Source organism: Magnetococcales bacterium, assembly GCA_015232395.1.
Taxonomy (GTDB): Bacteria; Pseudomonadota; Magnetococcia; order Magnetococcales; family JADFZT01; genus JADFZT01.
This window is the reverse complement of the sequence record JADFZT010000045.1, coordinates 15,753-39,112: the sequence shown is the minus strand read 5'-3', so window position 1 is coordinate 39,112 and position 23,360 is coordinate 15,753. Positions and strand designations below refer to the sequence as shown.

General features: G+C 53.1%; 21 protein-coding genes. 5 read left to right on the top strand and 16 right to left on the bottom strand.

Going from position 1 to position 23,360, the window contains the following annotated elements:
* Positions 1 to 168: 168 nt before the first annotated feature.
* Both HQL52_12890 and HQL52_12885 read left to right on the top strand, forming a co-directional pair.
* Positions 169 to 756: a transposase gene (locus tag HQL52_12890; GenBank protein ID MBF0370342.1), complete on the top strand. Its 588-nt coding sequence runs from the start codon at positions 169 to 171 to the stop codon at positions 754 to 756.
* Between the two features lie 127 nt (positions 757 to 883).
* Positions 884 to 3,454, top strand: coding sequence for a DNA phosphorothioation-associated putative methyltransferase (locus tag HQL52_12885; GenBank protein MBF0370341.1), 2,571 nt, complete (start codon positions 884 to 886; stop codon positions 3,452 to 3,454).
* Positions 3,455 to 3,490: 36 nt separating this feature from the next.
* Here HQL52_12885 and HQL52_12880 read toward each other — a convergent pair whose 3' ends face one another.
* The 14 genes from HQL52_12880 to HQL52_12815 form a co-directional block, all read right to left on the bottom strand.
* Positions 3,491 to 4,405, bottom strand: a complete 915-nt coding sequence (locus HQL52_12880; protein ID MBF0370340.1) for a phospholipase D family protein — start codon at positions 4,403 to 4,405, stop codon at positions 3,491 to 3,493.
* A 20-nt stretch (positions 4,406 to 4,425) separates the two neighbouring features.
* Positions 4,426 to 6,282: an ATP-binding protein gene (locus tag HQL52_12875; GenBank protein ID MBF0370339.1), complete on the bottom strand. Its 1,857-nt coding sequence runs from the start codon at positions 6,280 to 6,282 to the stop codon at positions 4,426 to 4,428.
* Positions 6,269 to 7,924 carry a DEAD/DEAH box helicase gene (locus tag HQL52_12870; GenBank protein ID MBF0370338.1) on the bottom strand — a complete coding sequence of 552 codons (1,656 nt, stop codon included), beginning with the start codon at positions 7,922 to 7,924 and terminating at the stop codon, positions 6,269 to 6,271. The genes HQL52_12875 and HQL52_12870 overlap by 14 nt, the downstream gene beginning before the upstream one ends.
* 77 nt (positions 7,925 to 8,001) lie before the next feature.
* Positions 8,002 to 8,766 (bottom strand): phosphoadenosine phosphosulfate reductase family protein, encoded by a 765-nt coding sequence (locus tag HQL52_12865; protein ID MBF0370337.1) that lies wholly within the window; start codon positions 8,764 to 8,766, stop codon positions 8,002 to 8,004.
* Entirely contained in the window at positions 8,757 to 12,260 is a 3,504-nt protein-coding gene (locus HQL52_12860; protein ID MBF0370336.1) for a hypothetical protein, read from the bottom strand. Before HQL52_12860 ends, HQL52_12865 begins: the two co-directional genes overlap by 10 nt.
* Positions 12,257 to 13,195, bottom strand: a complete 939-nt coding sequence (locus tag HQL52_12855) for a DUF4007 family protein (protein ID MBF0370335.1) — start codon at positions 13,193 to 13,195, stop codon at positions 12,257 to 12,259. Before HQL52_12855 ends, HQL52_12860 begins: the two co-directional genes overlap by 4 nt.
* A 682-nt stretch (positions 13,196 to 13,877) precedes the next feature.
* A complete protein-coding gene (locus HQL52_12850; protein ID MBF0370334.1) occupies positions 13,878 to 14,777 on the bottom strand; it encodes a diguanylate cyclase in 900 nt (299 codons plus the stop codon).
* 241 nt (positions 14,778 to 15,018) lie between these two features.
* Complete coding sequence (locus HQL52_12845) at positions 15,019 to 15,984, bottom strand: OmpA family protein (protein ID MBF0370333.1); 966 nt, start codon at positions 15,982 to 15,984, stop codon at positions 15,019 to 15,021.
* Between the two features lie 66 nt (positions 15,985 to 16,050).
* Positions 16,051 to 16,419, bottom strand: coding sequence for a hypothetical protein (locus HQL52_12840; protein MBF0370332.1), 369 nt, complete (start codon positions 16,417 to 16,419; stop codon positions 16,051 to 16,053).
* A gap of 16 nt (positions 16,420 to 16,435) precedes the next feature.
* The gene (locus HQL52_12835) at positions 16,436 to 17,107 is read right to left on the bottom strand and encodes an OmpA family protein (protein MBF0370331.1); all 672 of its coding nucleotides are present in this window, start codon (positions 17,105 to 17,107) and stop codon (positions 16,436 to 16,438) included.
* 172 nt (positions 17,108 to 17,279) lie between these two features.
* Positions 17,280 to 18,266 (bottom strand): PA2778 family cysteine peptidase, encoded by a 987-nt coding sequence (locus tag HQL52_12830; protein ID MBF0370330.1) that lies wholly within the window; start codon positions 18,264 to 18,266, stop codon positions 17,280 to 17,282.
* Positions 18,244 to 18,651 (bottom strand): PA2779 family protein, encoded by a 408-nt coding sequence (locus tag HQL52_12825; GenBank protein ID MBF0370329.1) that lies wholly within the window; start codon positions 18,649 to 18,651, stop codon positions 18,244 to 18,246. The genes HQL52_12830 and HQL52_12825 overlap by 23 nt, the downstream gene beginning before the upstream one ends.
* A gap of 203 nt (positions 18,652 to 18,854) precedes the next feature.
* Entirely contained in the window at positions 18,855 to 19,013 is a 159-nt protein-coding gene (locus HQL52_12820; protein MBF0370328.1) for a DUF3309 domain-containing protein, read from the bottom strand.
* 37 nt (positions 19,014 to 19,050) lie between these two features.
* Positions 19,051 to 19,260 (bottom strand): DUF3185 family protein, encoded by a 210-nt coding sequence (locus tag HQL52_12815; GenBank protein MBF0370327.1) that lies wholly within the window; start codon positions 19,258 to 19,260, stop codon positions 19,051 to 19,053.
* Between the two features lie 556 nt (positions 19,261 to 19,816).
* Here HQL52_12815 and HQL52_12810 point away from each other — a divergent pair.
* The gene (locus HQL52_12810; protein ID MBF0370326.1) at positions 19,817 to 20,527 is read left to right on the top strand and encodes a Crp/Fnr family transcriptional regulator; all 711 of its coding nucleotides are present in this window, start codon (positions 19,817 to 19,819) and stop codon (positions 20,525 to 20,527) included.
* On the opposite strand, the gene HQL52_12805 is transcribed toward HQL52_12810, so the two are convergent.
* Positions 20,507 to 20,671 carry a hypothetical protein gene (locus tag HQL52_12805; protein ID MBF0370325.1) on the bottom strand — a complete coding sequence of 55 codons (165 nt, stop codon included), beginning with the start codon at positions 20,669 to 20,671 and terminating at the stop codon, positions 20,507 to 20,509. The genes HQL52_12810 and HQL52_12805 overlap by 21 nt on opposite strands.
* Positions 20,672 to 20,921: 250 nt before the next feature.
* Here HQL52_12805 and HQL52_12800 point away from each other — a divergent pair, with 250 nt between their 5' ends.
* Both HQL52_12800 and HQL52_12795 read left to right on the top strand, forming a co-directional pair.
* Entirely contained in the window at positions 20,922 to 21,173 is a 252-nt protein-coding gene (locus tag HQL52_12800) for a hypothetical protein (protein ID MBF0370324.1), read from the top strand.
* A 491-nt stretch (positions 21,174 to 21,664) separates the two neighbouring features.
* Positions 21,665 to 22,606: a lipid A deacylase LpxR family protein gene (locus HQL52_12795; protein MBF0370323.1), complete on the top strand. Its 942-nt coding sequence runs from the start codon at positions 21,665 to 21,667 to the stop codon at positions 22,604 to 22,606.
* 23 nt (positions 22,607 to 22,629) lie between these two features.
* On the opposite strand, the gene HQL52_12790 is transcribed toward HQL52_12795, so the two are convergent.
* Positions 22,630 to 23,313, bottom strand: coding sequence for a hypothetical protein (locus HQL52_12790; GenBank protein MBF0370322.1), 684 nt, complete (start codon positions 23,311 to 23,313; stop codon positions 22,630 to 22,632).
* Between the last annotated feature and the right edge of the window lie 47 nt (positions 23,314 to 23,360).

The following is a 23,360-nucleotide window of genomic DNA, read 5'->3' as shown; positions in this document are numbered from 1 at the left end:
GTGGGGATAACCTGCACAACATCCCGTTATAAAACGGGATTTTACAAATTTCCGTGTCTACCCGTCAGAAACCCAGGTCTTGGCGTTACGTCCGCCAAGCGGATCCTCACCGAGGCCGGCATCCACCCCAGCCCTGAAAAGGAAAAGAAGAAGCCGCCTTTGGACTGGATGACCTTCATCCATGCTCATCTGGAATCGGTCATCGCATGCGATTTTTTCACCAAGGACGTCTTCACCTTCTCCGGGAAGATGACGGCCTACATCCTGGTCTTCATCCACCTGGGCAGCCGGCGGGTCTACTGCAGCTCATCGACCTATTCCCCGGACAGCGCCTGGGTGACCCAACAGGCCCGCAATGCCGCCATGTGGTGCGGTGACCTGGGAATCAATCCACGATTTCTGATCAGGGACGCCGACACCAAGTTCTCCGGAACATTCGATGAGGTCTGGAAAACCGAAGGAGCCCGGATCATCCAGATCCCCCATCGAGCCCCCCAAGCGAATTCATTTTCCGAAAGTTTCGTGGCATCCATAAAGAGAGAAGCGCTTGATTTCTTTGTCTGTTTCAGCCGAAGGCAGTTGGATTACATTACTCGGAGTTGGGTGCGCCATTATCATGATGAACGCCCGCATCAGGGCCATGGCATCGGCAACAACGTCCTGAACGTGGATTTCAGGCCGCAAAAGACAGGCCCGGTCCGGAGCAAGGAGGCTCTCGGGGGGATTATCCGATCCTATTACCGGGAGGCGGCTTAAGATCCTTTTCACGACTATGCGTGAAAGATAGCATAAACACTGGCTTCTATGGCCAGAGCAGAGGAACTTGTTTGCCTTGATGGTTGAGTGAAGCGTGGACGGACGTCAAGAATAGGGTCAGGATTTTATGGAGTCAGCTCCGAGAAAGGTCGTTGGCGGTCAGACATATTTGCATGTCGATGCTTTACCCAAGCTGGACGCCAAGTGGATGGCGCGTGTGTCTGAAGCAGAGCGGCTGGCCAACATCAAGCCGCACAAGAACTTTAATCTGGTGCGATTTGATGAGGATGGCCTTTCCATTGCTCTGCTCAATTATCCAGAATTTTCCGACGATCCGTTCCCTTCGCTGCGTGAAAGTTGGTTGGTAGATTTTGACCGTTCAACAGTGGGATACCGTACCTATGCCGATTCTCTGAACCCCCCAATCCTGCATCGCAAAGAGTTACTCCTTTTGCCAAGTGATCCGCTTCGGCAGAGATGCGAGGAATTGACCAGTACCGCTGAATCCATCGGGTTGTTCGACGAGCCAAAGCGTATTGGTTACCGCCGCCAATGGATGGCGTTGGTCCGTGAAAAAGGATACAGAATCGAAGACTACTCTCTGGTTCCGATTGGAAACGATGAGTCGACTGAAGGATGTGAACAAGAGCCAACAGTGCTCCACTCCGATTGGGAGGCGTCTCGACACCTGACGGCCCTGGTGCGTTACGGTTTTTCAGCCCCAATACAGTCGCTGGCGCGCTATGGTTTTTTGGATGGTCGCCACCGGTTATTTGATTACGGTTGTGGGCGTGGGGATGATGTACGCGGGTTGATCGAGAACGGTTTATCGGCGGTAGGATGGGATCCCTATTTCGCGCCGGACAACCCTGTTGCGTCAGCGGACATAGTCAACCTGGGATTCGTGATCAACGTCATTGAAGACTTTGATGAACGCGTTGAGGCGCTGACCAGAGCATGGTCGTTGGCAGAACGTCTGCTGGTGGTGTCCGTAATGCTGGCAAATCAGAACGATCCTCGTGGCGAGAGGTTTCGTGATGGCGTGATGACCTCACGCGGAACCTTCCAGAAATACTTCACCCAATCCGAGATTAAAGCGTTTTTGGAGAAGGTTCTTGATGAAGAACCTATCCCAGTAGCGCCTGGAGTTCTTTTTGTATTCCGTGACAAGGATTCTGAACAGCGCTTTCTGATGGATCGGTATCGGAGCAAGCACAACCGGCTTCAATCTCCATCACATCGACCCCGGGAAACAGTAAAGAAACCGCGTCGTGACCGCTCAGCAGAACGATACGAAGCCCACCGAGAACCGCTTGAGCGCCTTTGGACTCATTGGCTTGCGCTTGGTCGCAAACCGGACAAGTCGGAGGTGAAAGACTTGTTAGCGCTGACGGAGGCGTTTGGATCTCTCCCGAAAGCCCTACGTTTTTTGGAGGGGCGGAAAGATTGTGCTGAGGTCAAGTGCGCCGCTGAGATGCGGGTTGCGGATTTGGAAGTATATTTTGCGTTGAACCAGTTTGAACGTCGTCGACCTTACAAGCATTTGGAGCGCGGCTTACAACGAGACATCAAGCAGTTCTTTGGAGACTACGGAACGGCCCAAGCTCAGTCTCGAGCCTTATTGTTTCAGATTGCAGATGTCAACGCCATCGCACAGGCATGCGAGGAAGCGGCGGAACGTGGCCTGGGCTGGTTGGAGCCAGGGGAGTCACTGCAACTTCATGTGAGCATGGTAGAGCAACTCCAACCACTATTACGGGTCTATGTTGGGTGTGCTGCTTTACTCTATGGCGACTATCGGAACGCTGAATTGGTAAAAATTCACATCCGCTCTGGCAAGGTGAGCCTGATGCGCTATGACGACTTCGAGGGAATGCCACTTCCTCGAATGGTCGAAAGGGTCAAAATAAAACTCCGGGAGCAGGATATCGAATATTTTGCCTATGGTGATGCATACGCACCGCCATTCCTGTTCCGCAAGTCCCGCTACATCAATGAGGAGTTTCCGAACTATCCAGAGCAACTGGCTTTCGAAGAGGCGTTAGAATCGTTGGGAACGATTAACCTGTCCGGATATGGGCCAGCGCCCGACGCCTTTCTGAGTCAACTGGCGCGCCATCGCTGGATGATTGAAGGATTTGAGTTGGCCCGTTCACGCAGCGTTCCAGACCTGGACGATCCATGCGGCCAATTCCTCACTTTCCGTCAGCTTATTGAATGCGGTGAGACCCAGGCGTCCACCGGACTTGCCAACCTGCCATTACAGCCGGAGAGCTACAACGCTCTCTATGATCTTGCAGTCAATATTCTGGATCCCGTGATCGATTATTTCGGGATGATTCAGTTGACCTATGGCTTCTGCTCTCCAGAGTTGGCCAGAAAAATTCCAGGACGCATTGATCCAAAGCGGGATCAACATGCAGCTCATGAACTCAATCGGTTAGGAAATCCAATCTGTCCGCGACTAGGTGCTGCATGCGATTTTTTCGTTGAGGATGAAAGCTTGTTGGAAGTAGCTCAGTGGGTGGTGAGAAATACTCCGTTTGATCGGTTATATTTCTACGGAGAAGACCATCAATCATTTCATGTCAGCTACGGCCCAAACCATGACCGGCAGATTGTATTGATGCTTCAAGGGAACTCTGGACGAATGGTGCCAAAGGTGGTGAGTATCGACAGATTTACAAGGTTGGAATAAATGAGCGCCAGCCGATACGCGAAACTTCACTGTCCATTATCGAGAACGTAAGCGTGTTACAAAAGAGTCCGGCGCGACTTCAAAGTCTCTCTGGAAAAACACCGAAATCCAGTCCCTGACGATGCGCCATTGAAGGGCAGCATTGGACTGATTTAGGTCAGGGCGTATTTCTGTGACAAGCGTAGTGCCAGCAGAGTCTGTTAGCCCCTGGGGGATGCGGTCAATGATGTGTTTAAACGCTGGCATCAATAAAAGCGTATCGCGTACAGCCTCTGCAAATTCCGTTGGTGATAAACCATCCGGTATATGTAGGTCTCGGATGTCGGCAAGCCCATCCTCTCTGGTACCCTCTACCACCGATGTCGTCTGCGAGTCCTCATAAATTGCGCAGATCCGTCCTGGCGCCGCACATCTCGGGAGCCAAGCAGAGTTCTGGAGGATCTCCATATCGTCAGAGATATCCTGGCCTTCATCGAGTTTTGCAGCGCTGAGCGCAATTGCTGCTGCTTCAATTTCGGAGCGAATGGCGTAGGTGGCGGGCTCTGCACGTTTCAAACGCCGCAATAACCGGGCAACCTCATCGTCCGATCGAACAACCCGCAAGAGGAGTTCGACATTGCTCTTCTCCGCCCAACCCAGTGCGGCCGCAGTCAAGTTGGCGGAACCTGCCAAGCCCTCATCATCGGCCAAATAAAGCTTGGCATGCAGATCATCGAGCAATGCCAGCTCGGTGTTCATGCGCTCATTGGCAAGTTCAAAAACCTCCAGGTCGCTGACACCTGAGGCAACTTCTGCCGCCCGCCACCTCGTGACAATACGAACTTGAACCCCTTCATCAACTGAAGAGAGCACCATGCGTAATGCTCCCACCTTGATAAATGGCGCACAGAGCAGAACTTGCTGTTGTGCGCCTTTCACGAGAGTCTTCAGACGTTCTCCATCCACAACCATGATCTGCGTCTCCGATCGCGCTACAAGTCGAGATCATCTTCTGGCTGGAGAAATTTCGCTGCAATCTGCCCCCAATCGAACCGAACCTTCTGCAAGGCCTGCGCGCGACTAATCCCTGCCTCCCGTTCATAGCGAGCCCAAGCTGCAAAGGTAATCTTCGCTGCATTAACGGCCCTTAAAAGCCGCTGTAGAATCTCTTCATTGGACAGGTCGGCGACATCCTCATCAACCGTCGCCACTGTTCCAAATATGTCGTCAAAGACGGGGTGCTGCCGGTTGAAGGTTACCTCCGTCACATTGCCCTTCATCTCGACATTGAACAACTCATAAGCGTTTGTGAAATCAGCCTCGAGGAATATAACCCTTAGATCAGCATCTTGGATCAGTGACACCAAATCTTCGGCGTCGGTCTCATCATAGTTCTTGTTCTCTGTGAGGTCAGAGCGGATTTCCTCAAGGTCCTGCTCTGTCGTCGGCTGGTCCTCACCTTCGATAGGCTTTTCCTTTGAGCGTTCCTTCCACCCTTTGTTGACAGTGGTCGTCACGTCATCAGCTTCACCGTGCCGGTTCCGTCTTGTTGAACGACGACCCGCGCCTTGTGCTTTCAGTGCTTTGCGGATCTGTTCCAGGTTGCGCTTGATGCTGTCTGCTACAGTCAGGAGCCAGCCACGAGGATCGCCATCTTCCTTAAGCCTGTTCACGACGTCGATGAACTGTTCACCTTCTTCAGCAAGCTGCTCCCATTCCGTCGTTGCCAGCTCAGAGAAGTGCGTGGCTGCCTGCTTATTGTTCGTCACGCCGAAAAGCTCGTCCAAAGCGGGTGGGAACTCGACTTCAGCACCCCACCATCGCTCGCGCGGGTCATACCCAATGCACCAACCCTGATCCAGCATTATCTCACGTCCTGCACGAAGAACGGATACTCCGATATTGCCAGCGGCATGCTTCCCGTAATTGGTGCGACCACGGTCCTGAGTTCCTGCTTCTTTGATGGTGTCCTGTGTTGCGACGGAGTAGCGAATATTGACGGTATGCTCGTGACCGCCATATTCAATCTTTTGCGGGTCATCGAACACATGTTCGAACATTGGTTTATCGTTGAATGGGGCAGGCACTGCGGGTGACGAGGTTAGATATAATGGATCGTCAAATACAGCTTCCCGATCATGCAGCTGCTTATCGCTTCCTTCCTCTTTGGCAAAGAGACGGATCGTAACCACTCCTTCCATGATGAATCGCCGATAGATCCGTCCAACAAGTCTTTCCGTGTTGTGCAGGGTGTGAGTTGCGCTCTTCCAGGTCAGCCGATCCAGATCGAGGTCAGACCAGACAACAAGGGTACCGCTTTGGCCAAGCCCCTGAGATAGATGGCCCCAATCGTCAGGAACGGATTCATGTTGCGGTTCCGGCACATCCCGCATTGAACCTTTTCCAATCTCTCCTAAATCAATATAGGTGTGGATGGCATTGGTCGGCCCGTTCTGCCAACTCCACACGTCTACCCTCCGTGTTTGCGAGATTGACGCATTGGGCAAACCCATGCCGAACCGTCCGATGCCAGAGCGGTCGTTTAGTCGAGTTCCATTTCCAAACTGCAACGCCTTACGAAGCGTTAGTGCATCCATGCCAGAGCCATTGTCCAAAACGGCCATTCTGTAAAGACGACGCCGTTCCCGCGTCGAGACAAGCTCTTTCCGTTCAATGCACAACACCTCGACTGTCGTTGCGTTCGCTTGGATCGCATTGTCGATCAGTTCGGCGAGGGCGTAGGCAGTATTTTTATAGCCGGAGTCCCGCATTGCTGTGATGGCAAGACGAAGGGGGATGATCTCGGCGCTGACAATATCTTCGAGTTCATGCTGTTCAGCTTGGGTCATGCCACACATCCTCCCAGTTCGTAAACGCGTCGGCGACATCGCCAAATCCTGGCAAATCGATATCTACCACCGTTGAAATTTCGCAGGTCTCATTGCCTCCGGCTTTTGGACCCCGTGTGGCGCGTCCCACCATCTGGCTGAACAGGACCAATGATCGCGTCGGGCGGGCAATAATAGCGGCACTTGTGTTCGGCGCATCGAAGCCAGTGGTCAATACCCCGAAATTACACAGGATTATTGGCGTGGATGAAGACTTTCGGAAAGCCTTGATGGCCCGTTCGCGAGCGCTTGCCGCCGACTTCCCTGTAACGACGCGACTGTCAATCCCAAGCGCAGAAAACGCCGCCGCCAGGACTTCAGCATGTCGGACCGACGCTCCGAAAAGAAGAATCCGCTTATGGCCCGCAGCAATCAACCGGCGGGCCTCGTCGATAATGGCGATATTGCGGTCCACCTGATCGGACAGATTATCGAGCAAAATGGTAGCGTAATCATCTCCCTTACCCGCTTCTGCCTTCAAGCGGGGCTTGAGTTCGGAAGACGCTTTGACTTCAAGCCGGTGAAAGGTAGGACGAGCGAGATAACCTTCGGCCATGAGGTAGGAGACTGGATCGTCCCAGCCCTCGACCTCGAGCATAACCTTGCGCCCATGAAAGAACTCCGATAGTCGCTCATCAGCCGAAATATCTGACCATGTCCGCCCTGGCGTCGCAGTTAATCCAACCAGGGCATTGTGAGCACCTGTTTCGCTCAAGGTCTCAATAACCTCGCGATAGGTGGGTGCGATGGACTGGTGGGCTTCATCCACGACCACGAGAGCGACAGATCTTGCGAGACGAAGGATCCCGATGGGATCCTTCGTATTGAAGGCGTGCATTTTCTGCAGGCCAGCAATAACCAGTCCGTCAGAGAAAGCCGACAGGTCAGGCGCGTGATCCCCCCATAAACGCAACAGCCCCACATCCCGATTGCCCAAATGCGCCCAGGCCACCTTGAACGCATCAGCGGCCTGATCCAACAGTTCTGCACTGTTGGCGAGCCAGATCACTACACAGGACTCCATGGTCCCAAGGAAACGGCTGACCACATGCATCGCTGTTCTGGTCTTGCCCGCACCCGTGGGCATGTGAAGCACCACACGGCCATGCCCACCACGGATTGCGTTAAGGATACTGTCAGCTGCCTTGCGCTGATGCGGGAAAAGGCCAAAGTCTGAGCGGACTGTTTCCCGATCCAATGCTGCCGCAAATGGTACCGCCGCTCGGGCATCAATCCCGAAAAAGCCCAGGAATGAACGCCATGTTTCTTCATCCAGAGACGGATCTAGCCCACGCAAGGCCTCCTCGCTGGAACTGCCCATACGTTTAGTGAGTTCGATGAGCTTGTCTTTCGATATTGCGTCGAGACAGATCGCTCGGACTTCCGGCCTGACCATCGTCTCATCTGCTTGATCACGGAGGAACGTTACCGCAATGCGACGAACGATGGCCTGCTTGTCGGACTGTCCAGTCAAAGCATCAACTAATTCCAGAACATCCTTTCCGAGAACAACACCAAGATTGTCCAGGCTGATGTGCTGGACGAGTTGTTCGAGGCTCTGGCCCGGACTACTCCCCGCAAAGGATTTTATGGAAGTTTCCAATGCCTCTTGCCCCAACCCCCTGAACTACGTGAATCGACTCCTAAAACCTCACTACGCGGTTTGCGGTACGCTCCCGATCAAAGGCTACAGATCAGGCACGCCTGATCTTCATCATCATCCTCAAGCAGCCTCTTTTCCCACGACCTCGTAGTCTGGCAGTCGGCTTTTGAAGTGATGCGTGACCGGTTCTCGACAAGTTCCTCCAGTGAGAGCCCCTGGATCCAGGTATAGCGTTCGCCAGTGATCTCATTAAACTTCTCATACTCCATGGCTCTCCGGAACAAGTCCGGATGCCTGTCATGGAGACCTATCCACTCATCCCGGCGTTGGAAGAAGCAGAAATAGCAGCCTGAACGACTACGCCACTGGTAGTACTCAGGGATGCCTACAGTTTCTTTAAGAATCCGGAACACGTCCTCGCGTACGATGCCATCCTCAATGAACGGGAATACGGCCTTGATGGTTGGTTTGTGGCTCAGGTAACCCTGCCGGTCCTCGTCAGCTCGGATGCCGATATAGGAAGTGACGGGATCGTCTCCAACGAAGCGCTCAAACGGTTCCAACTTCATCTTGCGCGTACACCAGCGCTGCCTTGCCGATGGCAGGAAACCGCCATAGACCTTTAAGAAATGATCAAAATCTGATCCACTGTTCAGTCGAACGATCTCCTGGCCCAGATAGGCTTCGAGACGGTCAACGAAGTCATAGACCTCTTGCAGCTCTGCGCCAGTGTCGGTGAAAAAATATTCCATCTCCGGCACGCGGCCCTGCTCTTTCAGGTAGATCGCCAGGGCTGCGCTATCTTTGCCCCCGGATATGCCCAAAACGTGTCTCACGATGATTTCTTGCCCGTCTTCTTGACATGAGGTTTTTCCGTAGGGTCGAGAATATCACCACAAAGGTCATCAGAGAAGAGTTCGCCGTTAAGGACTTCGGCCAGAGCCACAATCCGGAGTTCTTCATCTAGTTCGCCCAGGACTTTAGCCAACTGTTCCGTCGCAGCCGCTGTAGCCTGCTTGGCGCCAGGAGTGACCACCACAACACGATCCTGTTCGCCCACCCCTTGCCGCACCATGCGCAGCAGGGCCACTTCAAAATCGCCATCCTTCTTCGGCGCGTTCCTGTCGTACTGAACACGAAGCATCTCCAGGTCACGCCAGCGTCCACTGAACTCACTTAACCGGTACTCAGCGTTTGTACGGTCAGCATCTGTCCACTTCTCGACAGGTTTTCGCCCGAGGAAAAGCAGGAGGCCGTTCAGCCATTCGGCATCGCTGCCTTTGCGGTTGATCAACCGCATGATGAACGCCCGCAACCCATCAGTATCAACGGTGAAGTTTTCCAGCCCCTCGCTACGAGCCCGCAACGTGGCGCGCATAGATTCCAGGTCCGAATCCTTGTTAAGTTTGAAAGCATTCGCCAAAAGCCTGTGTTGCTCCTCCAGAAGAGCCGGCAGGGCCCCCTTGAGTTCCCGCAATGCCTCCGTGAGAGCAACGGCGAAGTCCGAGAGACGCTCCCCCTGGGTATCATCATCTGGATCGAGAGGAGGATAGCCACAGGCCGCCGGCAACAACTCGAACAACATCTCCTCCGGTGACTTTTTGAGTTGGAAAGCCTTCCGCACCTTCAACGTCACGTCAGAAAGTCGCTTCGTGGTTTGAACATACAGGGGCAGGTCCTGCATGAATTGCATCAACGGTTTTGCGATCGCCAGTATGGACCGGCCATGCTCCGCAGTACCCCATAACGCCTTGCCGTACTCCTGGTAGATGGATGCCCGCATGCCGGTGATGCGGAATAGTTGCACCTGGAACGCCTCTGGGCGTCTAACGAAGCGCTCCAGAAGATCCTCGGTCAGATAAGGGATATAGCCCCGTTCCTCATACAGCGCCACCTCATGCTGTCGCGTCAGATACGATGCGATATACAGAACAGGCAGGACGCCTTGTTTCAGGCCGAATGGCGGCGCAGTCAGAGCTTTGCCAAGGTCATCAAACGACGTCGGGGTTGACTCGCTCTCTGAATAGAACTCATCGATGCGTTTCCACACAGGGCTGAAGCGATAAGGATCGTCGGCACTCGGAGGCGACAGCCTCCAGGAGCCGTCAGCGTCTTGACCATGCATCCCCGTTGCAAGGAACAGAGAGCGGTAAATGGCCTTCTCGGGGGGGTACTTCTCAATCCCAAGGTCTTCCTGGTCGGCGTTTGACAGCAGCGCGTTGAGCAACTTGTTGCGAGCCGCCGCTGCCTGGCTGGATATCTTGTCACGATTGATCAGCTCGTTTTTTACCACTGGGGATGCATGGTACAGCTCTCCCATAACTGCTGACAGGCACTGCTGCAGATCCCGTTTGCCGCCAATTTCCTGGAGCTTCCCGCCCCAGTACCAACGGCAATCTTCGGGGTGCTCAAGCAGCGAATCGACCAATTGCTCTTCAATACGTTGAGCAGCGGCCAATGAGTCCTTGACCTCACGGCTTGCCACCGGGTCTGAATTCAACTCCTGGCGCTCCGAGCGCACACGGACCAGGGCGATGACATCCGTCACAGCCTCACGGAGCCGTGCGCCAATAGGGCAAATGGCAACCAGGTCATGGCCTGGGAAGTGCCGGGCAACAGTCTGCTCCAAAGGTGAACCGACCTCTTCACCCTCGGACAGATAGAAAACGATCCGAGGAGATTGGACATGTGATTCTTGGTTCTGGTAAGAATCAGAATCCACAAAGACCGGTTGAAAGAAGCGGACCGTGCCTGATTGTATGGAATGCCGCCGCGCAATTACCGGCGGCACGGCGCGACGCTTGTTGAGGGACTCTGCCAGTTCAATCCGTCCAACCTGATTCCGGGCATCCTCAAGCGCGCCTTCCAGGTCAAAATCGCTACCCTGCCATACCCGGTACTCGCCGCTATAGTGGCGAAACTGGATGATCGCTTTGGCCTCCAGAACTGCCAAGGCTTCCTGTACCCGTTCAGGTGTCGGCAAACAGTGAGAAAGAAGCCCTTTGGATGCCTTCAGCGCACCGTGGGCTCCAATGATATTGAGCAGCCCGATGGTCTTGACGAGGCAAACCTCATCTTCGGAGGCATCGCCAAGACGGTCGAGCGCCGTCACCACCTCTGCCCAGCGCCGGTGTGTCACATGATCGAAGATTGAAGAGGATTGGTTCTGGATAAAATAGTCGTAGACTTCTGCCGGATAGACCCACTCCCCAACGGCGGTGAGGCGCTCAATACTCTGCCTGAGACCATGGGGTTCCTGGCTGCCAAGGTAGCTGAACAGCGTACGTTCGTTCTGGGCGACTTTCTGGCACAGCACGGGCAGAAGCATGAGGGCAAGCGGATGTAACGGATAACAGCGGGCAAAGAGCTTCTCAGCGTCTTTTTCGTCAAGCCCGCCAGGCAGGCATTTGTCTTTGGCTGCTGAGACAATGAATGCCTTTACGGCCTTCTCAATTTGTTTCTTGTCAGCATTTTGCAGTTTCGGCTCGAAGGCCAGCGCTGCAACCCGCATAACCTGTTCAGCAGGCTCCAGAAAGGGAATGCTCTCATACCGCCCTTGAACCTTGGCCCACTCGTTCCGCAGCTTGTCTCCAAGGCCGCGCGCATACTGGTCAAACGCCTGGTGGAGCAGCGCCATGAGCAGCAATTTCCCTTTGCCGCCTGCATAAGCGTGCTCGGCCAGGGCCTGGAGCAAATAGATGTCATTGGCTCCATAGTGCCGGGCCTCGTACTCCAGGAACTTGCCCAGCTCATCGAAAACGACCAGGAGGCCATGCCCTCCGCTGTTCGCCACAGCGTTCTGCAGCTGAGATGTCAGGGAAACAAGCTGGCTGATGCCGATTTCGGCACTTCCATCAGCAAGCTCTTTCAGCTCGGTCACGATCCGTGGCAGTCGACCCCTGCGATTGCTCCAGTACCGCTCAGCCGAGTCCGCGAGCGCATTCAAATAGCGGCTCCCCAATGGCTCCGGGGCGCCGGTGATCAGCACCGGGCAAAATCCCTTTCCAGCTTTGGCATGATCGCGGAACACCTTCGCCAACTCTGGCTCTTCATCCAAGACTCCCAAGGCGGTCTGGGTCGTTTCCTCGCTTGGATCACCGAGCAGGTGGGCGCAGAATATGGCGAATATCGACTTGCCGGACCCATACGGGCCCGTCAGGGCCCAGGCCCGTTGTGATTCCCCGTCACGGAGGGCATCACCGATTCGTTCGAGAGCTTGTTTGGCCCGGGGTGTCGGAATATAGGAGTCAACAGTTACGGCTGAGCGGGCATCCCGCTCAAGATTGATTGAGCGGGTGTAGTGCGTATCGATATGGATGAGGTGGGAAATGCTCATGCCGCGACCTTCCCGGCATGTTGCCCGAAATGACGGTCCAGGAACATGCCTGGGTTCACATCATCAAGCTGATACAGTTGATGAACGCCAGCTGTTTCACGGATCTCGTAGTGCTTGTGGTACTTGACGACCAGCTGTTCCAGAATGGTCAACAACGCGGTTTCACTCAGGCGAAAAATGCTGCCCAGCGCCAGCTGTCCGAATCTGCCATACATCAGTTCCTGGAACTGGATGGCCCGTTCTCCATGGAATCGAAGCAGCTCTGTGATCGCATAACCGACAATCTCGACTGGCAGGCTGGATCGTGCTTCTGGATACGAAATGAAGCCCCTTTGAATCTCCTGTCTCGTGATCAGGCGCAGCGCAGCCAGTGGAGAGTCAAGGGCATCTTCCATGGCGACCTTGGTCGCCTTCCGGCTTGGCGCATACATCCGCAGAATAACCGCGATATCCTGTTTCACGGTATTGATTGAGTATTTCCCGGTGACGTTCTCCTTCACGAACGTCACCAAGGCGCTCACGGCCTCTTCTGAGGCAAATGTGGGCTTGTGGAAGCGGTTGAAGAGCCAGTAGGCGGTGGTTGCTTGCTCAGGATTGGTGGCGTGCAGCCAGTGCAACAGCCAGATCGTTGCCTCATCTTCGAGGTAGGGATCATATCCATCCTCAGCAAGGAGCTTCCGGCCGAGAGACGTGGGGGCGTTGTCCTTGGCATCCATCATCCGCATGGCGCGCAACCAGTAGCGGATCGAGTTGACCATGTTCTTCCCCACACCCAGGGTTACCGTGGCCTCGTCTGATGAGAACACGCCCGGATCCTCGAGCAGGGCCTGAAACCCTTTGGTCAGCCAACTGTAGCGAAGAGGGAATGTCTCATGCCGGCCAAATGCGATCCGGCTAGGCTCGAAAGCGGATACCAGTAGAGCGGAACGATTCATTTGTCCGCCCCTGTTGCCCCTGCGTGGGCCCGCCCAATTGAAGAATTCGTTGGGGATCACGTTGTTGAAGGTACTCCTGCGTTTGAAGCACAAACCAATCCTTAAGCGTCAGTCCGTCGCGCTCAAGCTCGTGATAAAGCCTGCCCTTCAATGCAGGATCAAGCTCGATGACGATCCTACCACTGGATCCTCTAGCCATGCCAACCACACCTCCTCCGATCCATGTTACATAACATGAGCCAACATACCCGACTTTTGTGGGGAATGCACATGGTTTCCCGTTGTGCTTTGGAAGTCTTGAGTCTGTGGCGAGCAACTTACGGGTAGGATAGAATGACGTGTGAAATGCTGACGGGAGCCGGAATCCTTACAAACCCCGGGAGCATGGGAAAGAGACCGAAAAACTGATTGTTCATGGTGAGGGGAAGCCGGTGACCCCGAGTACAGCATCATGGTATGGAAGAATCCCATCATGATCAGGGCATCAGGAACAACGTACTGACATCAACTTCAAACCCAAACGAGATGGTCCAATCCAAAGCAAAGAATCCCTCGGCGGAATCATCAGACCGTACTACCGGGAAGCAGCCTGAGCCGCTTTTTAACGCTTCGCAGATCGGACACCATACCATTGAAAATCAAAATGAAATCGTGTCCCTATGTTTTGGCGCAGGCCAATGGCTTAACAAACAACTCGATCTCTCCCTCCCGACTTTGCCTTGTAGAGGTTTTCATCCGCTGTGCTAATCAAGGCTTCAATATCCTGGCCGGGAGAAGACTCCGAAATTCCAACCGAAATTGTCATTGAGATCTTGTGTTCATCTGCGCATATCACCTTCGTTTTCACCTCTTCACGTAGACGATCCATCACGTTGACCGCCTTATTAATAGTGGTTTCGGGAAGCAGGACCAGAAACTCCTCGCCACCATACCGAAACGCATCGTCATAGGGTCGGAGGAAAACCTCGAAAATTCGCGCAATCTCTACCAGGACGGTGTCCCCGACTTGATGCCCGTATGTATCATTGATCCTTTTGAAATGGTCGAGATCGGCCAGAGCGACGCAGAAACGCTGGCCTAACCGTCTCCCCCGATCGTCCTGTTCCTTAAGGGCGTCTTCCATCACGTCCCGGGTTAAAAGCCCCGTCAGGTTATCCGTATGCGCGATGGAAAAAAAGCTGGAGTGCTTGATCTGGTCCATGTTGTACAGATGTTTCATGCCGATATTTTTCAGGCGTTCATAATCAGCGACCGTTACAACGCCCGTCTCACGGCGCCGCAAAAAATCCGCCGCCATGTCGTGAACCCTCTTGTGTTGGGCACAGAGTCTCTTGAAAGGGATGGAGTCTCTGATATCGGAATCAGTCACCTCAGCAAGAAACCGGCAGAGATCGCATTTGTCAGCGTGTTTTTGGGAAACGCCGCATTTCTCTTCGCCAAAAATAATTAACTTGTTGAGATCAGCCCACCACTCGGAATATCGGCGGTTTGACCGTGCGAGTTCACTGACAAAATCAATCAAAACATCCGTTTCAGTGGCTAAGGTTTCCGTGGTTCCAGGACCTTCGATTTTGATTGGCATATTTTTACTCTCCTTATGGGGTTGTCTTGGCTGGAATCGAGATTCCGTATAACGACTCGGACAACATCGCAATACCGCATGGCATCGTAACGCTCTTGGGAGACGGACATATTATAATTGGATTTGAAGAGTCAGTTCGCCATTCATAACCGCCTACCTGTCTGGTCCCTGATTTACATGTCTCAAAAGGGGGCGCCGTCTCGATGGAAACGACGCCCCCAAATTCAACCAAACCTCAACCTTACGGTATAAGATTCATCTGAACCCGACGGTTTATGGCGCGACCGCTTCGGGTTTTGTTGCTGGTAATCGGCTTGCTTTCGCTATACCCCCTGGTAACCAGGCGATCAGGGGAAACGCCTCGTGCTACCAGAGCATTAAAGACCGTTTTGGCCCGTTGCTCCGAAAGCCTCTGATTGAAGGCGTCAGATCCGGTGGAGTCGGTATGTCCCAGAATTTCCACCTTGAGTTGAGGATTTTTTCTGAGAACGTTTGCGGCGTTGTCAAGAATCTCTCTCCCTCCACCCTTGATCGTAGCGCGACTGACGTCAAAATTGAGATCCTTGAGCACCCAGCACCCCTGGACATCGACAGTGGCTCCACTTGGCGTTCCCGGACATTTGTCATTGGCGTCAATCACGCCGTCGCCATCGGTATCCAGCGGACAGCCGTCAGGATTGACTTTCAGGTTTGGCGGCGTTCCCGGGCAGCGGTCCTTGTTGTTTGGAACGCCATCGCCATCTTCGTCCGGAATACAGCCGTTGCGGTCTACTTCGGCGCCACTGGGCGTATTGGGACACCGGTCATTGACGTCAAAGACGCCATCGCCATCGGAATCGAGTTGACACCCTTTGGCGTCAACTGTGATGCCACTGGGCGTATCTGGACAACGGTCAATCCCATCGTGAACCCCGTCGCCATCGGAATCGAGCGGGCATCCGTCGGGCGATACTTTTACGCCCCTGGGCGTGTCGGGGCATCGATCATCCGGGTCCAATACGCCGTCGCCATCGCTGTCCATAACCTTTACGCTGACTGGGCAGAAGTAACATTGGGTGCCGGCGCTGGCGACAGAGTGCTTGCCGGACTGTGGATGCCACTGCACATAACCTTTGTATTCGCCATGGTTTTCTCTCGGAGTGGAAAGAACGCACCCGCCAAGAGTCAATGCTAACAAGGCGACTCCCGATAGCTTCAATAGTTTCATTTTTTGTCCTTGTATGTTCTGGTTGATTGAGAAGCTTCAAATGGTCATCTATCGTTAATGTTGTTTCTATTTTTTCCAGCTTTTCTCACCATTTTCACGACTATGTCGGGACCGTTCACTGCCCCTGGCCTTGCCGCCAACCTCTTTGGCCCGCTCCCAGCCTTTACCGCGATTATTGTTTCCATGGCCGTTTTTACCTGACTCTTCAGAGTTGGCAGGGAAGTTTTTTTCCCCGGAAACCACTTCAGCGGCGCCCACGCCTCCATCGCCGATATTCTTAATCCGCTCCCAAGCCCCGCGCATCCGTTCCGACCAACTCGGGTCAGCATAAACCGGAGAGGATAGATAGAGACCGGCAAGGAGAATTAACAACAGCACTCGAATAAAATTCATCTGTTCACCTTGGACAAGAGTCAGCGCATTTTTGAACTGCATTTCAAAAAGCCGGGTTTTATGTGGAAGTGAGAGGACTGATGCGGATTTCAACCCTTCGATTGGCGCTGCGGCCTTCGGGGGTATCGTTAGTGGTCACAGGGTATCTTTCGCCAAATCCCTTGGTGGCAATCCGTCTGTTGATCACGCCTTGAGTGATGAAATATTGACCAACACTGGCGGCTCGATTTTCAGAGAGTTGCTGGTTCATCTGACTTGAACCGGTACTGTCGGTGTGCCCAAAGATATCCACCAAGCTTTTGGGATACTCCTTAAACACCAAAACGACCGAGTTCAACACTTCATAGAAGTTTGATTTGACGGAAGCTGAGCCGGAATCAAAGGTGATGTTTCCCGGCATATTCAGGACTATTTCATCGCCGACTCGCGTTACGCCCACCCCTGAGGCTTGCAGGCGTTGACGAAGTTTGGCCTCTTGCACATCCATGTAATATCCGGCCCCGGCCCCGGCCAAGGCGCCAACGCCGGCGCCGATCAAGGCGTGGTTGCGTTTCTCTCGACTATCATCACCGGTCAACATGCCGATAAGAGCGCCGCTGGCCGCCCCAATACCCGCGCCATACGCCGCCTTGCCAACCTGTTTCTCGCCGGAATAGGGGTTGACGGTACATCCTGCCACCAACGCGGCCAAGATAAGACCATATACCGATGATATGTTAGCTTTTTTCACGTCTAATACTCCAATTCTCGGGTTGTCATCTAGATCTCATTCTCCACCTGTCAAAAATAACTCTCTGAAAACGGCGCCCTTACATTTAAACGTATTGGAAAAAGCGCCACGCACTTTCAAGAACTGTTCGCTTTTTCAAAGCAGACAAGGTTTTGAGGATGGACAGGAGTGGTCAATGCCGCATTCGCCGCTTGGCCCTGATCTCCTCCTGGCTGCGCTTAAAGATCTCCCCGAGTTCGCCACCTACACGCACCGCCTGATCCACTGCGGTCTCTGATTCGTCCCACCGCTCCTGATGGGCCAGGGCGAAGGCCAAGTTGTTCCATCCAGCCGGTTTCTCAGGCGCAATTTTCACGGCTTTATGAAAGGCGGTCGTTGCCTCAGTCCAGACCTCTTGCGCCATGTGGGCGTTGCCCAAAGCCATCCAGCCGAGGTATTGCTCCGGCCAGCGGGTCACTACAAGGCGGTAGATGGTGATGGACTCCTCGGCCCATCCCGCCCTCTCCAAGGCTCTTGCCGATTCAATCACCTGCATCGACGTGGCGCTGGCCGGCAGACGACCGGGTGGCAGAACAACCTGTCCCCAGTAGTCGCCGCGCTTCCAGGTTCGTTCAAAGAGACCCATATGCGTGGTCAGGACCTCGGTTGTCCCTGAGTGAAACATCAACTCACCTTGGTCCAGGTCGTAGCCGATGGCCACGGCATAATGCCAGAATGGCAGCGCGTTGAAGCTCAGGTTTTGAAATACCAGCACTGGATGGCCAGCGGCCAGTTCACGAGTGATCTCTTGTAGAGTTTGTACTGGAGTCACCAACCTTGCGTGGCGTCTGGCCCCGGTAACCATGTCGTGGCGCAAAGCCCCCTCCAGGCCCGGCGTATAAACCATCTTGGCGATCGCCTCCTGAGTGGCAGGTACTCCAGACCATTGTAGCGCCATGGCCAGGGCCGCCGGCCCACACCAATTCTTCTCCTGCGGGATGAAAGGTACTGACTCCAGCATTACACGTCTGGGCAGGTCCGCCGTGTCAACGCTCTCCAGAAGGGCGTTGGTCTGGGGCGGATGGGCGCAGGCGGCGAACCCTGCCGTCAGCAGGACCGCCAACCCAAGCCGGATCGACTGCCAGCCAACTTGTGATTTATCTTGTGAAATTGAAAACATTGGTAAATCCGACAATGTCGGTGAAGAGCAACACTAGGAACACGAGCACGAACGCACCGATTATCCCTCCGACGGCGCCTTGGCCGGCCGGTTCGTTGGCGATCCCTTTGGCCAGCATAGTCAGATTAGAGTCGCTCATGGAGCGGACCCGCTCAGTAGCCTCGGCGGGATCGACTCCCCAGGCGGACAGCTGGTTCTGGACCTCTTGGCGAGCCAAGTAGGCCGTCACCTGGTCCCGGTCTGAAGTAGGCCTCTGTTCCTGGTTAAGGAGGGCGTCAGTGCCGATTATCCCAGCTTGAGCCCAGTGGTAAGGCATAGTAAAGAAGATCATGGCCACCGTCAGAGGTATGGCTATGAGTCGATTTAGGTTGATATTCGCTTGCATTGTATAATTTTCCTTCGTAGATGAAATGTTAGGGCTCATTCACGATGAACCAACCCAGTGGGTATCACATCACAGCTTTTCTGTTGTCTACATAGATGGGTCCGGGTGATATTGGATCGATCCACCATCACTCAATCGTGGCAGACCAAGATCTCCACCAGGACTCCGCCAGGTTGGTGACAGGACCCTTGGCGCGCCAGCGTCTAGATTCGTCCCAGCAACAGCAGTACGATCACGATGATTAGAATGAGGCCCAACACGCCGCTTGGAGCTTTTCCCCAACTGCGGCTATGCGGCCATGTCGGCAGAACGCCGAGCACCATGAGTAGCAGTATGATGATCAGAATGGTTCCGAGGCTCATTGTCTTCTCCAAACAGTGGCGGCGCGCCTACATTGCATTATCTGCGCGCGCCAAAACCGGCGAGCAGGCCGCCAACGACGGTAGCAGCAATGCCGACAACGAAGTACAACATCGTTTCGTCGCTGTAGCGGCCGGTAATCGTGTTGGCGAGTTCCTCCGCCGGCGCCTGCGAGGCGTTGTATGCGAACCACAGGATGAGCGCCCCGACTGCGAAAACGGCGATGCCAATGGTCTTTTTCATTGTCATTTGAAATCTCCTATGCGTGGTCAACGGACCACAAGATCATTCTGCGCATGCTTGACGCCGGAAACCCTGCGCGCGATGTCAGTCGACCATGGCCTTGACCTGTGCGCCTTGACGGTACTGTCTGGGTGAACTGTGCTCTACGCAGGTTACCGCCATAGTGACCATTTTTTAAGAATGAAACTGTTCAATTTTGAACATAAATAATCTTATTTTATGATATGTTAGTATATATTTTTACCGGGTTCCCTAGTGACGTCCCCGGGAGCGGCTTCAAGACGGCATCGTCTGGAAAACCAGCCAGATAACAGTATTTCCAGGGATGAGCGATGACGACAATACGGGGCCGGTGTTGCGCGCTATGGTGCGCCTTGCAGGCCGGTCGGCGTTCGGAATTTGTCATATTGGGGGGGCGAAATGCTATAATGGGTTGTCTGGATGCGTAAAAAATCAAATCAAAATGGCTCGGCTTGAGTCTGATGCCACAATTTATCTGGAAGCGTGTCCGAACCTGCCTGCGAACTCTTCTACCAACACCACTGTTGCTTAGAGGCGCATGATGTCCAAGCTACCTAAAAAAGTCGGGAAGGCGCCGGATTTTGACGCTCAGGCTTTCCTCTCCTTGGTTGAGACCGGGCGGCGTAACGTCAAGTACCGCGCAAAGGAGACCATTTTCCGGCAAGGAGACGCCGCCGATACCGTCTTCTTTATCAAGCGGGGCGCCGTGCAGATCACAGTCGTTTCTGATCAGGGCAAGGAGGGCATGATCGCAAGACTTGGGGATGGTGAGTTCTTAGGTGAGGGGTGCCTTGCCGGCCAGGAACTCTACCTCTCCTCAGCCACGGCAATCACATCGACGACCGCCGTCAGCATCGACAAGGCGGCGATGATTCGCTTGCTGCGCGAACAGCCGGAGTTGTCAGAAATGTTCACGGCGTTCCTGCTTTTGCGTAACATCCGGATTGAGGCCGACCTGGTTGACCAGCTGTTCAACTCAAGCGAGAAGCGGCTTGCCCGCGTGCTCCTGCTTCTTGCCAACTTCGGCAAGGACGGAAAGATGGAGGCGGTGATCCCAAAGGTCAGTCAGGAGATGCTGGCGGCGCAAGTTGGCACAACAAGGGCCCGGGTTAATTTTTTCATGAACAAATTCCGGAAGCTCGGCCTGATCGAATACAATGGTGGTCTGAAGGTGCATTCGGCCCTGTTGAACATAATCATCCATGAGTTAAATGATTCTGGACGCGCCGATTCAGAAACGAACGACAGGTAGCATTTTCTTCCAGATAAGAATCATCGTTGGGTGAGCATTGAATTCACTCGATAACTGAGCAACGGTCACTTCTCCTTTGAGAACTGCCAGGGCAACCTTGCCCTTGAATTCCGGTTTGTAGTCCAGGCGCTCTCTTTTCGTCATCCATACTCATCCTTGTCATGGAAAGAGTGTAGTCGTTCCAATTGAAAATTTGACACTACCCCGTCATTCACGCCTCGTGAATAAGGGAACAAAAATTCTTTGTACAGTAATTGTTGGAAACGGTTATATGGATTGGATTTTTTTATCATTCCATGGTTCATCACAATCACTGAGAGAATGGTCTCTTTTTAGATTCGTGGTGTTCAGTTAGGTTATGTCACACCACATCAACATACAGAGAGGTTTCATCATGACTTTTAATGACTTTTCAAATAATTCTACAAAAGCGGCAGCCAGAGTAAAAGAGTGTGCTACAGATTTGGCTGACGAAGCCAAGAAGAAAGCTACAGAAATTGATATTGGTAAACTTAAAGCACAAACTGGTGATTTAGCTGATTCCGCTATAAAGGCCGTAAAAAATGTTGATATTGATGGTTTGAAAAAGAAAGGCGTCAAACTGGTCGATAAGGCGAAGGATGCAGCTAAAAAAACCGCAGCATAAGAACAGCTTGGAGAGTTAAGATTTTATTGGTTTATGGCTCTTTTCGAACGATAATATAGTGTCGTGTCATCGTAACCGCTCGTCACACCATGAGAACACGCCAATGAGGCAAGCGTCATGAACAGGAGTCGTTCGAAAAGAGCCGAACGCAAAAGATCAGCAAAATCTGACCGATAATCCTAAATTCGGCAGTTGAACGCGCCTGCTTGGGGTAGCATATTGATTCGCATAGTGAATTTTGCGAAGTCGCAGTCACCTTGTTGGTGATAAGATCTTCGTAAGATTTGCTTGGCGGATTAAGAGGTTGCGGTAACATGCGCGTTCAACTGCCGAATTTAGGATAATATGTATATGCCTATTTGTCGTATTTTCCTGCCTACATTCTCCTTCATCCTTTTTTTCACCTTAAGCGCCCATTTTCAAGCTTATGGCAGCACAAACAAAGGAACCGAAAAGGAAAAGTGAGTTGTGGCGTCACCTATGAAAACGACATGATCGGAGATGGTTTTGATCGCTATTACAGTCATGGTCACCAGCTCTCTTGCCTGACTGGCGCAAAATACGACGATTGGATGCCTTACAGGGGATTGCGATGGTTGGGACAGCGCACTCCATGGTTTAAAGAGCATGATACAGATATGCGAGGGACGATCTCTTTTGGTCAGAAGATGTTCACTCCTGCTAACATCAGCAATAGCCAACTGCAAAATGATGACCGCCCATGGGCGGGCTGGGCCTATCTAGGCTTTGGTTTTGTAGCCGACCATCGCAGTTTAAAAAGAACATTTAACTCAAGCAGTTTTCTAGATACTTTGGAACTTCAGATAGGCATGGTTGGCGAGGTCTCCCAGGTTGACCACATTCAAACCTGGATACATGAAAATGTTACCTCCTCGCCAGAACCCAAAGGTTGGCGCCACCAACTGCACAATGAACCTGGAGTCGTTCTTTCTTACCGTCGCCAGTGGCAGCACATCGATAGTTCCAGATATTTTGATATTTTGCCCTCCATGGGATTTTCCGTCGGCAATGTCTATGATCATTTAACTGCCGGCCTTGTTCTGAGAGTCGGCTCAGGTTTGGATCGCGATTATGGTCCGCCAAGCATACCACCTGGCCCTCCAGGCTCCGGCTTTTTTCGTCCCAAAAAAGATGGTCTCCGCTGTTTAGGGCTAGGCAGCGCGTTTGATTGTTATGTTTTTAGCGGTGTGGAAGGCCGCGCAGTTGGGCGAAACATTTTTCTGGATGGAAATACCTTCGTCTCAAGCCACAGCGTCAAAAAGGAACCTTTGCTTGGAGAGGCGATGGTCGGCTTTGTCTTTTCTGGAGAGAGGTGGCGGGCATCATTGACCAAAGTATTTAGAAGTATAGAGTTCCAAAGCCAGCCGAGACCTAGTTCATTTGGTATTATCAATTTTACCTGGCATTATTAAATATCCCTATCTCGTCCCATTCGTCAATCAACCTGATAGTTCATCAAGACCCGTGATCCGGCAGGGGTATCTCCGTAGCGATATTCCAGACGGATGAAATTTTTAATCCTCGGGACATACCACCAACGCTCCTTGCCTTCCCATTCGGATATGAGGCTTTTGGTGTGCCAGTCGAGGACCCAGCACTCAAACCGGCCCGCAGGCACTTCGATGATCTCTTTGCCCGCCACCCGCCACAGGGTTTTGTGCTTCCGCAGTTGCTTATTTCTGGTGAATTCCCGGACAAATTCGACCACTTTACCTGATTCCAGAGGAAAGAGAACATCCGGGGGGGTGGAGCGAAAGATAACTTGACGGTGATTCTTGCCAGACAGGGACTCGGTTTTGAAGAGTCCGCGCCGTTTGATCCAATAGTCGGGGATGTCAGTCCTGGTCAGAGTGGCGACCCCCTCATCATCAATATCGGTCACTTTGAGTCCATAACCATCGCTATAGGACCAAGTGTCTCCCAATCGCCATAGTGGCGGGCCGGAGTCGATAACGGGAGGACCCGATGTTTCCGTGGTAACGGGTTCCGTGGCAACTGGTTCCGTCGGAAAAATGTTGGCAGAGGCGCAACTCGCCAGAAGCAGTGTTACCAGAGTCAAAGCCAAGCCCCGCACAAGGGCGCGTGCGGCAGACAATTGACCTGTTTTATTGGTTGGCATCACTCTATTCCTCCCCTTGCTTGAGATTCCAGGGGAGCCAATCTTGA

Bases quoted from the DNA above. Each gene is read 5' to 3' on its own strand.
- HQL52_12830 (MBF0370330.1), bottom strand. From the start codon at position 18,266: ATGTTTTCAATTTCACAAGATAAATCACAAGTTGGCTGGCAGTCGATC.
- HQL52_12855 (MBF0370335.1), bottom strand. From the start codon at position 13,195: ATGAATCGTTCCGCTCTACTGGTATCCGCTTTCGAGCCTAGCCGGATC.
- HQL52_12825 (MBF0370329.1), bottom strand. From the start codon at position 18,651: ATGCAAGCGAATATCAACCTAAATCGACTCATAGCCATACCTCTGACG.
- HQL52_12890 (MBF0370342.1), top strand. From the start codon at position 169: ATGACCTTCATCCATGCTCATCTGGAATCGGTCATCGCATGCGATTTT.
- HQL52_12820 (MBF0370328.1), bottom strand. From the start codon at position 19,013: ATGAGCCTCGGAACCATTCTGATCATCATACTGCTACTCATGGTGCTC.
- HQL52_12860 (MBF0370336.1), bottom strand. From the start codon at position 12,260: ATGAGCATTTCCCACCTCATCCATATCGATACGCACTACACCCGCTCA.
- HQL52_12815 (MBF0370327.1), bottom strand. From the start codon at position 19,260: ATGACAATGAAAAAGACCATTGGCATCGCCGTTTTCGCAGTCGGGGCG.
- HQL52_12845 (MBF0370333.1), bottom strand. From the start codon at position 15,984: ATGAAACTATTGAAGCTATCGGGAGTCGCCTTGTTAGCATTGACTCTT.
- HQL52_12850 (MBF0370334.1), bottom strand. From the start codon at position 14,777: ATGCCAATCAAAATCGAAGGTCCTGGAACCACGGAAACCTTAGCCACT.
- HQL52_12875 (MBF0370339.1), bottom strand. From the start codon at position 6,282: ATGACCCAAGCTGAACAGCATGAACTCGAAGATATTGTCAGCGCCGAG.
- HQL52_12810 (MBF0370326.1), top strand. From the start codon at position 19,817: ATGTCCAAGCTACCTAAAAAAGTCGGGAAGGCGCCGGATTTTGACGCT.
- HQL52_12805 (MBF0370325.1), bottom strand. From the start codon at position 20,671: ATGACGAAAAGAGAGCGCCTGGACTACAAACCGGAATTCAAGGGCAAG.
- HQL52_12790 (MBF0370322.1), bottom strand. From the start codon at position 23,313: ATGCCAACCAATAAAACAGGTCAATTGTCTGCCGCACGCGCCCTTGTG.
- HQL52_12795 (MBF0370323.1), top strand. From the start codon at position 21,665: ATGATCGGAGATGGTTTTGATCGCTATTACAGTCATGGTCACCAGCTC.
- HQL52_12885 (MBF0370341.1), top strand. From the start codon at position 884: ATGGAGTCAGCTCCGAGAAAGGTCGTTGGCGGTCAGACATATTTGCAT.
- HQL52_12800 (MBF0370324.1), top strand. From the start codon at position 20,922: ATGACTTTTAATGACTTTTCAAATAATTCTACAAAAGCGGCAGCCAGA.
- HQL52_12880 (MBF0370340.1), bottom strand. From the start codon at position 4,405: ATGGTTGTGGATGGAGAACGTCTGAAGACTCTCGTGAAAGGCGCACAA.
- HQL52_12840 (MBF0370332.1), bottom strand. From the start codon at position 16,419: ATGCAGTTCAAAAATGCGCTGACTCTTGTCCAAGGTGAACAGATGAAT.